The organism is Novosphingobium arvoryzae (assembly GCF_014652615.1).
Taxonomy (GTDB): Bacteria; Pseudomonadota; Alphaproteobacteria; order Sphingomonadales; family Sphingomonadaceae; genus Novosphingobium; species Novosphingobium arvoryzae.
In genome coordinates, this window is the sequence record NZ_BMZD01000004.1 from 155,760 (window position 1) to 168,336 (window position 12,577).

The 12,577-nt window shown below is 67.8% G+C and carries 13 protein-coding genes; 9 read left to right on the forward strand and 4 right to left on the reverse strand.

Features of this window, described 5'->3' with window-relative positions; all coding sequences use genetic code 11:
- The first annotated feature begins 4 nt into the window (after positions 1-4).
- On the forward strand, positions 5-1,048 hold the full coding sequence (leuB, locus tag IE113_RS10060; RefSeq protein WP_189541011.1) for a 3-isopropylmalate dehydrogenase: 1,044 nt from the start codon (positions 5-7) through the stop codon (positions 1,046-1,048).
- Positions 1,049-1,050: 2 nt separating this feature from the next.
- The gene (locus IE113_RS10065) at positions 1,051-2,178 is read left to right on the forward strand and encodes a glycosyltransferase (RefSeq protein WP_189541013.1); all 1,128 of its coding nucleotides are present in this window, start codon (positions 1,051-1,053) and stop codon (positions 2,176-2,178) included.
- A 39-nt stretch (positions 2,179-2,217) separates the two neighbouring features.
- Here the strand turns inward: IE113_RS10065 and IE113_RS10070 are convergent, their stop codons facing one another.
- Positions 2,218-3,294: an NADH:flavin oxidoreductase gene (locus IE113_RS10070; protein WP_189541015.1), complete on the reverse strand. Its 1,077-nt coding sequence runs from the start codon at positions 3,292-3,294 to the stop codon at positions 2,218-2,220.
- Positions 3,295-3,340: 46 nt separating this feature from the next.
- Entirely contained in the window at positions 3,341-4,609 is a 1,269-nt protein-coding gene (locus IE113_RS10075; protein ID WP_189541017.1) for a phospholipid carrier-dependent glycosyltransferase, read from the reverse strand.
- Positions 4,610-4,703: 94 nt separating this feature from the next.
- On the opposite strand from IE113_RS10075, the gene IE113_RS10080 reads away from it, so the two are divergent.
- The 5 genes from IE113_RS10080 (at position 4,704) to IE113_RS10100 (ending at position 7,885) form a co-directional block, all read left to right on the forward strand.
- Positions 4,704-5,909, forward strand: a complete 1,206-nt coding sequence (locus IE113_RS10080; RefSeq protein ID WP_189541018.1) for a trans-sulfuration enzyme family protein — start codon at positions 4,704-4,706, stop codon at positions 5,907-5,909.
- Positions 5,910-5,988: 79 nt separating this feature from the next.
- Positions 5,989-6,387 (forward strand): Co2+/Mg2+ efflux facilitator ApaG/CorD, encoded by a 399-nt coding sequence (apaG, locus tag IE113_RS10085; RefSeq protein ID WP_189541020.1) that lies wholly within the window; start codon positions 5,989-5,991, stop codon positions 6,385-6,387.
- Between the two features lie 67 nt (positions 6,388-6,454).
- Complete coding sequence (locus tag IE113_RS10090; RefSeq protein WP_189541021.1) at positions 6,455-7,240, forward strand: LysR family transcriptional regulator; 786 nt, start codon at positions 6,455-6,457, stop codon at positions 7,238-7,240.
- Positions 7,241-7,412: 172 nt separating this feature from the next.
- Entirely contained in the window at positions 7,413-7,637 is a 225-nt protein-coding gene (locus tag IE113_RS10095) for a cold-shock protein (protein WP_189541024.1), read from the forward strand.
- 47 nt (positions 7,638-7,684) lie between these two features.
- On the forward strand, positions 7,685-7,885 hold the full coding sequence (locus IE113_RS10100; RefSeq protein WP_189541026.1) for a hypothetical protein: 201 nt from the start codon (positions 7,685-7,687) through the stop codon (positions 7,883-7,885).
- 61 nt (positions 7,886-7,946) lie between these two features.
- On the opposite strand, the gene IE113_RS10105 is transcribed toward IE113_RS10100, so the two are convergent.
- Entirely contained in the window at positions 7,947-9,230 is a 1,284-nt protein-coding gene (locus IE113_RS10105) for a metal-dependent hydrolase family protein (RefSeq protein ID WP_189541028.1), read from the reverse strand.
- Positions 9,231-9,340: 110 nt separating this feature from the next.
- Between IE113_RS10105 and IE113_RS10110 the strand changes: the two genes are divergently transcribed.
- Together IE113_RS10110 and IE113_RS10115 are read left to right on the forward strand one after the other, a co-directional pair.
- On the forward strand, positions 9,341-9,733 hold the full coding sequence (locus IE113_RS10110; protein WP_189541030.1) for a hypothetical protein: 393 nt from the start codon (positions 9,341-9,343) through the stop codon (positions 9,731-9,733).
- A 62-nt stretch (positions 9,734-9,795) separates the two neighbouring features.
- Entirely contained in the window at positions 9,796-11,898 is a 2,103-nt protein-coding gene (locus tag IE113_RS10115; protein WP_189541032.1) for a TonB-dependent receptor, read from the forward strand.
- Here IE113_RS10115 and IE113_RS10120 read toward each other — a convergent pair.
- On the reverse strand, positions 11,895-12,533 hold the full coding sequence (locus tag IE113_RS10120) for a TetR/AcrR family transcriptional regulator (protein ID WP_189541034.1): 639 nt from the start codon (positions 12,531-12,533) through the stop codon (positions 11,895-11,897). The two genes, IE113_RS10115 and IE113_RS10120, sit on opposite strands and share 4 nt — an antisense overlap.
- Positions 12,534-12,577: the final 44 nt, after the last annotated feature.

The following is a 12,577-nucleotide window of genomic DNA, read 5'->3' on the forward strand; positions in this document are numbered from 1 at the left end:
TCCCATGAAGATTGCGGTTTTCGCCGGAGACGGCATCGGTCCTGAAGTTACCCGTGAGGCGGTCCGCGTGCTCCACGCGCTGGACCTGCCCGGGCTTGAGCTGACCGAAGGACTGGTCGGCGGTGTCGCCTACAAGGCGATGGGGCATCCGCTGCCCCCCGAAACCATCGCGATTGCCCGCGCTTCGGACGCGATCCTGTTCGGCGCGGTCGGCGATTTCGACTGCGACCACCTGGAGCGGCACCTGCGCCCGGAGCAGGCGATCCTGGGCCTGCGCAAGGAAATGGGCTTCTTTGCCAACTTGCGCCCCGCGACCGTGTTCCAGGGTCTGGAAGACCTGACCAGCCTGCGCCCCGAAGTCGCCCGCGAAATCGACCTGCTGATCGTGCGCGAGCTGAACGGCGACGTCTATTTCGGTGAAAAGGGCATCCGCACCCTGCCCGATGGCCGCCGTCAGGGCTGGGACATGATGTCCTATGCCGAGGACGAGGTCCGCCGCATTGCCCATGTCGCCTTCAAGGCCGCGCTGGGCCGCAAGGGCCGGCTGTGCTCGGTCGACAAGGCCAACGTGCTCGAAACCTCGCAGCTGTGGCGTGATGTGATGATCGAGGTGTCGGCGGAATATCCCGATGTCGAGCTGAGCCACATGTACGTCGACAACGCGGCGATGCAGCTGGTCAAGAACCCCGGCCAGTTCGACGTGATCGTCACCGGCAACCTGTTCGGCGATATCCTGTCGGATCAGGCCAGCATGTGCGTCGGTTCGATCGGCCTGCTCGCCTCGGCCAGCCTGGCCGAAGGCACCTGCGGCCTCTATGAGCCGATCCACGGCAGCGCGCCCGACATCGCCGGCAAGGGGCTGGCCAACCCGATGGCGACGATCCTGTCGGCCGCGATGCTGCTGCGCCACAGCTTTGGCCTGGAAGCGCCGGCCGCGCGGATCGAGGCGGCCGTTGCCAAGGCGCTGGCCGATGGTATCAAGGGCGGCGATCTGGGCGGCAGCCATGGCACGGTCGCCATTGGCGATGCGGTTCTCGAAAGACTGTAACCATGACCCTGCGGCTTGGCGTCGTCCTCCCCACTTTCAACGAGCGCAAGAACCTGCGCGGCATGGTCGAGCGGCTGGATGCCGCGCTGGCTGGCATTCCGTGGGAAGTGATCGTGGTGGACGACAACAGCCCCGATGGCACCGCCGATGAGGCGCGCGCCATCGCGCAGGACGATCCGCGCGTGCGCGTGATCCAGCGGATCGGGCGGCGCGGGCTGTCCTCCGCCGCGATCGAGGGGATGTGCGCCACCGCCGCCCCGGTGGTCGCCGTGATGGACGCCGACCACCAGCACGATCCGGCGCTGCTGCCCGGCATGCTGGCCGCGATCGAAAGCGGCAACCACGACCTGGCCTATGCCAGCCGCTTTGCCGAAGGGTCGAGCACCGAGGAGTGGGGCCGGCCCGACCGGGTCAAGGCATCGAACCTGGCCAACCGCATCGCCAACAAGGTGACCGGCGTCGAACTGTCCGACCCGATGAGCGGCTATTTCATGCTCCGTACCGAAGTGCTGCGCGCCGATGCCCACCGCCTGTCGGGCGTGGGCTTCAAGATCCTGCTCGATATTCTCGCCACGGTCGAAGCGCCGCTGCGGATCAAGGAATTCCCGATGAACTTCGCCGCCCGCGCCGAGGGGGAGAGCAAGCTCGACCGGACGGTCGTGTTCGAATTCCTCGTCGGGCTCTACGACAAGTGGCTGGGCCGCATCATCCCGACGCGCTTCGCACTGTTCGGCACGGTCGGCGCGCTGGGCGTGTTCGTCCAGCTGGGCGTGCTGTGGATCATGCTCCACCTCGTGTTCGGAGAGCGGTTCGTCTACGGCAACTGGGACGAAAGCACGACCTTCAACGTCGCCAACACGGTCGCCGCCGTGGTCGCGATGACGTTCAACTTCGTGCTGAACAACGAGCTGACCTATTCCGACAAGCGCCTGCGCGGGCTTGGGCCCGTGCTGAAGGGCTGGGCACAGTTCGCGCTGACCTGTTCGCTGGGCCTGCTGACCAATGTCGGTTCGGCCGCCGTGCTCAAGGGCATGGGGATCAACGATGTCGTCGCGGTGATCGCGGGGATCGTGCTGGGCTCGGTCTGGAACTTCGCGCTGTCGAACAAGTTCGTCTGGGGCAAGTACTGAGCGCGTCTCCCTCCCCTGCCGGGGAGGGAGATAACAGGTTCAGCCCTCTACAAAGCCCTTCCACGTCGCCATGTAGTTCAGGAACGCGTCGCCCAGCCCTTCGGCGGCGAGGTGCGCCCGCGTGACCGGCGTGGGGGTGCTGGCAAAGGTCGGATCGGCCAGAACCCGTGCCGCGAAATCGTGGTGCAGGATCGCGCCGCGCCCGATCAGGACGAAATCCGCCCCGGCATCGAGGCAGGCCTGCACTTTGGCCGCGTCCATGATCTTGCCGGCCACGCCCAGCCGGGTGTTCCCCCGCTCCAGCGCGGTGAAGTGATGGATCAGCGGCTTGTCCGCAAACTCCGGCTCTTCCGGAGTCTTGAAGCAATCCCACAGCGACATGTCGAGGTAGTCGAGCTGGCCGCCGGTCATCACGCTCTGCGCCAGTTCCAGCGCCTCGGCCATGCGGATGCCAAAGCGTTCGGGCGAGAGGCGCAGGCCCACCTGGAAATCCGGCCGGGTCGCGGCGCGGACGCCGTCGATCACTTCGCGGATGATCCGGGCACGGCCTGCGAAGTCGCCGCCATAGCCATCGGTGCGCTGGTTGTTGTCCGCATCGAGGAACTGGGCCAGCACATAGCCATGCGCACCGTGAATCTCGACCCCGTCGAACCCGGCGCGTTCGGCGCGGACGGCGGCGGCGATGAAATCATCGCGCAGGTGTTCGACCTCGGCGGTGGTCAGGGCGCGCGATCCGGTCGCTTCATCGGCATACGGGCCTTGCGGCGCTTCGCCGATCAGGTCCTTGGGAGAGCGGATGCCCGCGTGGTGGAGCTGCACCGATGACAGCGCGCCGCCCGCGCGGATCGCATCGGCCAGCTGCGTCAGGCGCGGCAGGTGATCGTCGGACCAGATGCCCAGCTGACCGGGAAAGCCCTGGCCCTGCCGCTGGACGTGGGCGGCGGCGGTCATCACCAGCCCCATGCCGCCCTGCGCACGCATCGTCAGCCACCGGATTTCGTCATCCGACAGCGTGCCGTCGGGATGGCTCTGCAGGTTGGTCAGCGGGGCCAGCATCATGCGGTTGGCCATCGCCGGGCCACGCGTGAAGGTCAGCGGCGCACTGGGTGTGGTCATATTGCGAATTCCTCCTGTTTGACCCGCAATATGGAGATCATTCGGCTCAGCGCCAGCTACGCAGCCACATCCATTGTTCGTAACTCATCTTGCCGCCAGACAGCGGCGCGGCGGAGATGATCGGATAGAACCACGCGAACAACGCCGCGCTGCCCACCAGCACCGCCGGGGCCAGCCAGCGCCAGCGGTCCGCGCGGCCCCACGCGTCTTCCAGCGCCAGCGCGAGGCAGGCCATCAGGAAGGTGCCGGGCAGCAGGTAGTGGTAATAGAACTGCACCGGCTTGCCCGACAGCGCCCAGAACGCCAGGCTGACCAGATAGAGCAGCGCAAAGCCCAGCGCATCACGGCGATCATGCCGGATTCCGGTCCACACGCACCAGATCAGCGCGGGCAGCCCGGCCAGCATCGTCAGCGGATTGCCGATCAGCACGATCCCGCGCTGCACGCCGTCCACCACCTCGTACAGATACCAGATCGCGCGCTGGTTGATCACCCATTGCCACCACTGGCTGCGATAGGGGTGGGGCTTCACCACGCTGTCCTGCAATTGCAGCATGTACTGGTGCCAGCCGATCGGATCGAACGGATCGACCGGCAGCCTGGTCCAGTGGAACGCTGGCCAGAAGGTCAGCCAGTAGACCGCCAGCGGCACGATCCCCAGCCACAGCGCGGCTTCGGGCAGGGACATGCCCGGCACCGCGCCGCCATCCTTCGCCCACAGGAACCGCTTGCCGGTATCGGCCAGCTTCAGCCGCGCAAACACCAGTCCCGGCACCACCAGCAGCGGCGCCACGCTCCACTTCGCGCCCAGCGCCAGCCCCAGCGCGATCCCGCCGCCCGCCAACCGCCAGCGCGCCGATGCCGGGCAGCGCAGCGCACTGACGCAAAGCCACAGGCCGACCATCGCCAGCATCGCCATCACCATGTCGAGCATCGCGATGCGGCTTTCGACGAACCACAGGAAATTGGTGGCGAGCAGGAATTGCGCCGCCAGCGTCACCGCGCGGCGCTGGGTGGCGAACCACATCAGCCGGGCGAAGGCGAACAGGCCGATGGCTCCGGCCAGCGCGGAGGGCGCGCGCCAGTACAGCGGCTTGTCCCCCAGCCAGGCAATCGCCCCGGCCAGCACGGTCTTGCCCAGCATGGGGTGTTCGGGATTGAACCGCGTGCAGTCCAGCAAGTGCCGCGCGGCGGTGACGTAGTGAACCTCGTCGAAATAGATCCGCGACGGGATGCCAAGGCGCCACCACACCAGCGCGAGGAAGAACACGGCGATCACCGCGCTCCAGTCGGCGGGATCCCGTTCGGCGGTCATGCTGCGGCCCATGGGCAGCGGGATTAGAGCGCGCGCGCGCCGAGCGCAACGCCCCTTGCACCGCTGCGGCCGCGCTCCTAGAGCCGGACGCACTATGAAACGCACCACCGGAACTGACCGTTCGATCACCCGCACCTGGCGCCCCGCAACGCAGGCCGTGCGCGCCGGCACCTGGCGCAGCGAGCAGGGCGAGACGAGCGAGGCGATCTTCATGACGTCGGGCTTCACGTTCGACAGCGCCGCCACTGTCGCCGCGCGCTTTGCGGGCGAGGAGCAGGGGATGACCTATTCCCGCCTCCAGAACCCGACCGTGGCGATGCTGGAAGAACGCATCGCGCTGATGGACGGGGCCGAGGCGTGCCGGGTGCAGGCCACGGGCATGGCCGCGATGACCACCGCGCTGCTGTGCCAGCTGAGCCAGGGCGACCACGTGGTCGCCGCGCGCGCCGCGTTCGGTTCGTGCCGCTGGCTGGTCGATCAACTGTTCCCGCGCTTCGGGATCGAATCCACGACCATCGACGCGCGCGACAACGCCCAGTGGGAAGCCGCGATCCGGCCCAACACCAAGGTGTTCTTCTTCGAAACGCCCGCCAACCCGACAATGGACATTGTCGACCTGCAGTTCGTCTGCGATCTGGCGCGCCGTCATGGGATCACCACGGTGGTCGACAACGCGTTCTGCACGTCGGCCCTGCAGCGCCCGATCGAATTCGGTGCGGACGTGGTGGCCTATTCCGCGACCAAGCTGATGGACGGGCAGGGCCGGGTGCTGGCCGGGGCCGTCACTGGCTCGGCCGATTTCATCAACAACGTGCTGCTGCCGTTCCAGCGCAACACGGGGCCGAACCTTTCGCCGTTCAACGCCTGGGTCGTGCTGAAGGGTCTGGAAACGCTGGACCTGCGCGTGAAACGGCAGAGCGAGAACGCGCTGAAGGTCGGGCAGTTCCTCGAAGGGCGCGTGCCCAAGATCAACCATCCGGGCCTTGCCAGCCATCCGCAGCATGAATTGGCGGCAAAGCAGATGGATGCCTGCGGCTCGATCTTCTCGTTCGAGGTGGAGGACCGCGCGCAGGCCTTTGCGCTGCTTGATGCGCTGACCCTGATCGACATTTCCAACAACATCGGGGATTCGCGCTCGCTGATGTGCCACAACGCGTCGACCACGCATTATTCGGTCAGCGCCGAGGCGCGCGCCGAAATGGGCGTGACCGACGGGATGCTGCGCCTGAACGTGGGGCTGGAAGATCCGCAGGACCTGATCGAGGACCTGGACCAGGCGCTGCGCCAGGCGGGGCTGTAGGTTTCGCACTGCCATTGCGGAAGCAAATTGCCCTTTCGCCCCATTGTCGGGGCGGGCGGCAGGCGTTACCTTGGGTTCCATGAAGGAGCTGTTCCAACACGCTGCCATGACCGAGGGCGTGACCGTGCGGGTCGCGGTCAATTTCCTGCCTGAGCAATCGCGGATCGAGGCGGGCAAGTGGTTCTGGGTCTATCACATCCGGATCGAGAACGGTTCGGATCAGCCGATCCAGCTGCTCACCCGGCACTGGCGGATCACCGACGGGCGCGGGATGGTCAACTTCGTCGAGGGTGAGGGCGTGGTGGGCGAAACCCCGCTGCTCCAGCCGGGGCAGAGCCACGATTACGTCTCCGGCTGTCCGCTGACGACGCCGCATGGCAGCATGGAAGGCCACTATACCTTCCGGCGCGAGGACGGCTCGCTGTTTCAGGCGGCGATCCCGTTCTTCCCGCTGGCCGCGCCCGCCACGGCGGGCTGACGGCGGCTCCGGCTACGGGCCGACGAATCCCATTGCCCCGCCGCGCTGCCCGCCATAGGGAGAGCGCATGAAGCGCACCCACCTGCCTCTCAACGCCCTGCGCGTGTTCGATGCGGCGGCGCGGCACCTGTCGTTCACCCGCGCGGCGGACGAGCTGGCCGTGACCCCGGCCGCCGTCGGCCAGCAGATCCGCGCGCTGGAAGACGTGCTGGGCGTGGTGCTGTTCCGCCGCACGCCCAAGGGGCTGGAGCTGACCGATGAGGCTTCGGCCGGGCTGGAAGCGCTGCGCACCGGGTTCCTGCATTTCGAGGACGCGGTGCAGGCGATGCAGGCCGGGCAATCGAGCCATGTCTATACGATTGCCGCCCCGCGCGATTTCTTCGCCGCCTGGCTGGCGCCGCGTCTGGCGGAGTTCCGCGCGGCCAATCCCGAAGTCCGCTACAGCCTGATCGATGGCGAGGACGCCGATTTTACCGAGGCGAACCTGGATCTCGCGGTGCGCTGGGCCGAAGGGCCGGGCGAGCTGGAAGGGGTGCAACTGGCCGACGCGCAGCGCGTGACCATCGGCGCGGGTGACTGGATCGCCTGGCCGGGCGATCCCGCTCCGGCCGGAGACGGGGCCGATGCGCCGCTGACCGTGGGCGATGCGGGCCAGGCCTTTGCGGCCGCGATTGCGGGCATGGGCCAGGCGCGGGTGCCCGCGCTGCTGGCGCATAGCTGGCACGCGCAGGGGCGGCTGGCCGATCTGCCCGAATCGGAACCCTGCCGCCGGGCCTACTGGCTGGTCGCGCCGCTGCCGCAGTGGCGGCAAAAGAAGGTCAAGGCGCTCGTCGCGTTCCTCACCGGCGGCTGATTTCCGCCATTGTGAAGATGGCGTTTGCTATTTGCCCGCAAAGCGCCCACTGGGGTCGGGCTATCGGTTGCCACTGACGGTTTTTGGTGCCGAGACGCTCCTCTCTCCTGCCTTAGCTAACTTATGGCCCAGCGACCCGGCGTTCGGGTTCGCGACGCAAGGAATAGAGTTTATGTCCGACACTTCATCCACCACCGGCACGGTCAAGTTCTTTAACCAGGACAAGGGTTTCGGTTTCATCCAGCCCGACAACGGCAACAACGACGCTTTCGTCCACATCAGCGCAGTGCAGGCCGCCGGTCTCCACACGCTCGATAAGGATCAGCGCGTGAGCTACGACCTGACCGAAGATCGCCGTGGCAAGATGAGCGCAACCAACCTGCGCCCGGCCGCCTGATCCAGCGCGCGCAGCACCGCCGCGCGGCTCCATTGAAAGGCTGAAACATGGCAACGCAGGAATTCTATCTTGCCCGCGCCGGCGAAGCCCGGGCCGAAGCGGCAGTCTGCACGCTCGACAACGTCCGCGAGCGCGCCCTGCGCTCCGCGGCAGCGTGGGAGGCCATGGCTGCCCGCGCCGCCGAAACCGCCGAGGCCCGCCATGTGCGCGACCTTGAAAAGGCGGCGGCAGGATTCACTTCGCCCTAGGGCAAGCGATGACCGCCGAGCGGATCAAACTGAAACGGCCGGGGTAACACCCGGCCGTTTTTTATGGCGTGACCACCACGTTGCCGCGCGCCATCACGAACTTCATCGCCTTCAGCACTTTGACGTCGGTCAGCGGATCGCCGTCGACCGCGATGATGTCGGCCGCCTTGCCGACTTCGATCGTGCCGGTTTCCTTGTCCACGCCCAGCAGTTCGGCGGCGTTGACGGTGGCGGCCTTGATCGCCTCGACCGGGGGCATCCCGAACTTCACCAGCAGCTCGAACTCATCGGCGTTGCGGCCATGCTTCGATACGCCCGCATCGGTACCATAGGCGATCCGCACGCCCGCCGGATAGGCCTTGGCCAGCGATTTGCCGGTGACGCCGATGCGCCAGTCGATCTGCGCCTTGATCGCGGGCGGATAGGCGTTGGGATTGGCGGCGAGCCGCTCCAGATAGCCGTTCACGGTGCTGAGCGTGGGGACGTAGAACGTCTTGTATTCCTTCATCAGCTTGACGATTTCGTCGTCGATCATCGTGCCGTGCTCGATCGAATCCGCGCCGACCCGCACCGCCAGCTTGATCCCTTCCGCGCCGTGGGCATGGACCGCCACCTTGCGGCCATAGGCATGGGCGGTTTCGACCAGCGCGCGCGCTTCATCCTCGAACATCCGGGTGGCCAGGCCCGTGCCGGAATTGACCCCGCCGGTGGTGGCGAACTTGATCACGTCCGCCCCGCGCCCGACCTGGCGGCGCACCGCGCGGCGGCAATCATCGGCGCCGTCGCAGAGGTTTTCCGTGCCGATCAGGCCGTGGACATGATCCGCCATGCCAACCCGCCCGTCCATGTGGCCGCCGCTGGTGGAAATCGATTCGCCCGCATCGACGATCCGCGGGGCCAGCACCCAGCCGCGCCGCGACGCTTCCTTCAGCGCCAGCACCTTGCCGTCGCTGTCACCCAGGTTGCGCACCGTGGTAAAGCCCGCGCGCAGGGTCTTCATCCCGTTCCAGTAGGTTTCATGCGCATTGAGCGGCAGGCTGTCGGTCACGAATGCGGTGATGCCTTCGTTGCCCGCGCGGTCAGACGACAAATGTGTGTGGCTGTCGATCAGGCCGGGCAGCACGGTGCGGCTCTTCAGGTCGATGGTATCCGCGCCTGCCGGGGCCGGGGCATAGCCATCCTGCACGGCCACGATCTTGCCCTCGTCGACCACGATGGTCGTCGGCCCGCGCGGCGTCTGGCCCGGCACCGCGATCACCCGGCCCGCGTGGATATAGGTCGGCGCGGCGAGGGCGCTGGTGCCAGACAGCAGCGCGGCGGCAAGGGCGAGCGTGGGGCGAAGCATGAATGATTTCTCCGGCTGAACGATTGTTGCGCGTAGCCTATCGTCGCCGCGCGGGCAGGGCAACGGATAAGGCGTGACAGCGCGGCGCGGCAGGCGTAGGGGCGCGGGCGATGACGTTCTGGCGCGCATTCCTGCACCACCATCGCCCCGCTGCCGCGCTGCTGCTGGCGGCCGTGTTGGCGCTGCGCGTCGCGGTGCCCGGCGGCTGGATGGTGGAGCGTAACGGCGGCGAACTGACCGTCGCGCTCTGCGCCGATGCCAGTGGCGGTCAGGTGTTCGTCACGATCCCGCTGGGCGACGACTCGCCCGATCCCCATGAGGGCAAGCAAGCCCCCTGTTCCTTCACTGCGCTGGCCGGACTGGCCGATCTGCCGCAAGCCGCTGCGCTGGTGCAGCCGCTGCCAATCAGGGTCGCACCCGCGCACCCATCCGCCGATGTATCCATCGGGCAGGGGCTGGCCGCGCCGCCCCCGCCGCAGACCGGACCGCCTGCAATCGCCTGAACCCTGCCTCTGCCCGCCACCCGCGCGGGCAACACGTTCATACGATTATCAGGACTTGTTTCATGCCATTCCATTCCCTGCTGCGCGCTTCGGCGTGCCTGTTCGCGCTGGCCGCTGCCGCGCCCGCATTCGCCGATGAGGCCGATGCCGATGCCCGCACCATCGTCGTCACCGCCCCGCGTCTGACCACCACGCCCACCGCTGAAGCCATTACGGCGGACAGCCAGCCCGCCACCGCCCCCGATGCCGCTGCGTTCATTGCCCGCCTGCCGGGCGCGGCGCTGGTCGATAACGGGGTGCTTTCCGGCCAGGTCCAGCTGCGCGGGATGTTTGGTGAGCGCATCCTGCTGCGGATCAACGGCCAGCACTTCGCCAGCGGCGGGCCGAACGCGATGGACCCGGCGATGCACTATGCGCCGATGGTGCTGGTTGACCGGATCGAACTGGCGCGCGGGATTTCCCCGGTGCGCGACGGGCCGGGGCTGGGCGGCGGCGTCAACGTTACGCTGAAGGAAGTGCGGTTCGGCCAGTCGGGCAGCCTTTCCCCGCAACTCGATGCCACCGCGCAATACCGCTCCGCCGATGACAGCTTTGCCATTGGCGGGCTGGCAGGCCTTGCCAATGATCGCGTGCGCCTCGGCGTGTTCGCCAGCCGCGAGGAGGGCGACGACACCCGCTTTCCGGGCGGGCGGATCGGCGGCACGTCCTACAACCGCGCGGTCTATGGCGTGCAGGCGGGCCTGCGGGCCGGGCCGGGCGAGTTGAGCGTGGAATACCGGCGGCAGGAAACCGGGCGCGCGGGCAATCCGCCGTTCGCGATGGACATTGTCTATTTCCACACCGATTTCCTGCGCGCGGGCTTCAAGGGCGATCTGGCGGACGGCGTGAGGCTGGACGTCCACGCGCACTATGCCGGGGTGGCGCACCGGATGAACAACTACAGCCTGCGCCCCGCGCCCGCGCCGAGCGCAACGCGCCAGTCCGACACCACCGCGCGCACGCTCGGCACCGGCCTTGCGCTGGAGATCGGGACCGAGGCCCGCCACATCCGGCTGGGCGCGGATTTCGAGCATGTCGACAAGCAGTACCAGCTCTATAACCCCAATAGCCCGGCGTTCTCGATCTTCCCGCTCGACAAGGCGCGTTCCAGCCGGGTCGGCGGCTATGCCGAGTGGCGCGGCGCGTTGGGCGCTGTGGAAGTGGAAGCGGGCGGGCGCGTCGATGCGCACAGGGCCGCGACCGATGCCCCGCGCTTTGGCCCCGGCGTGCCGATGGGCCCGGCCAACCTTGCCCGCGCATTTGCCGGGGCGGACCGGCAATGGACCGGCACCACGGTCGATGGTGCGCTGCGCTTGTGGTCCGATCTCGGCGCGTTCACCCCGCGCCTGACGCTGGCGCACAAGACCCGCGTGCCCAGCCTGGTCGAACGGTTCAGCTGGCTGCCGACCGAGGCGAGCGGCGGGCTGGCCGATGGCAACATCTATGTCGGCAATGTCCAGTTGAAGGCCGAACGCGCATGGCTGGCCGAGGCCGGGTTCGACTGGTCGAATGGCAGCGCCTATGCCCGCCCGGCAGTGTTCTGGCGGCGGGTGCACGATTACATCCAGGGCGTCGCCTATGACGCGACGCCGGGGGTGCTCGACACGCCGGTCGAAATGGTCGCGGCGGCCAGCGGCGATGCCACCCCGCTGCGCTTCGCCAATGTCGAGGCGCAGCTGTGGGGCGCGGACGTGGCGTTCGGCACAAAGCTGGCCGGACCGCTGCGGCTGGACGGCGTCGCCAGCTGGGTGCGCGGCCGGCGGGTGGACATTGCCGATCCGCTCTATCGCATCGCGCCTGCCTCGCTGCGGCTGGCGCTGGGCTGGGATGGGCCGAACTGGGGGCTGTCGCTGGAAGGCGAAGGCGTGGCCGCGCAGAACCGGGTGTCAGTGACCAACAGCGAGCAGCGCTCCACCGGCTATGTCACTGCCGCGCTCCACGGCCATGTCGTGCTGAGGGACGGCGTGCGGATCGATGCGGGGGTCGAGAACCTATTCGACCGGCACTATGTCGAGCATCTGTCCGGCTATAACCGCAACGGCTTCGGCGATGTCGCCGTGGGCGCGCGGCTGCCGGGGGCGGGGCGCTCCGCCTATCTGCGGCTGCGGGTGGCGTTCGAGGGTTAACCTCCTAACGCCCGTCGCAGCATTGCCGTTAGGTCCGTCCGGACGGCGGTAGGGTCGGCAAGGCGGTCGAAGCCCATCGTGGTTTCGATCGCCACCCCGGCCAGCAGGCACCCCAGCATAAACGCGGCGTGCTGCGCGGGCAGGGTGGGGGATACCTTGCCCGCAGCTTGGGCCGCCACGATCAGCGCTTCCAGCCGCTCGCCAAAGCGGATCTGCACTTCTTCGAACACGGGGCGCGTTTCCAGCCGGTTGGCGATCATCGCGCTGAACAGCACGAAATAGGCGCGGACGGAAATGTCGCGTTGGACCAGTTCGACGAACCGGTCGGCTAGCGCCAGCACTTGTTCCAGCGGGCAGGCAATGCCCACAATCGCGGCGTCCGCCTGTTCGTGGACATGGGCGGAGACGCGCCAGATCACCGCCTCGATCAGCCCGTCCTTGGACCCGTACTTGCGGCTCGCCAGCCCTCGGCTGAAGCCCGCGCGCTCGCCCACCCGCTCCAGCGTGGCGGCCAGATAGCCCTCGGTCGCGATGATTTGTGCCGCCGCGTCCAGCAGGCGCTGCTCGGACTGCGCGCGCCGCTCCGCCTGTGAGCGGCGCTGGGGGGGCAGGGTATCGCGCACGGGCATGTCCATCGTCGTCGTTAATCCCCAAGCAGGGCTGCTTTGCAACTCTAACT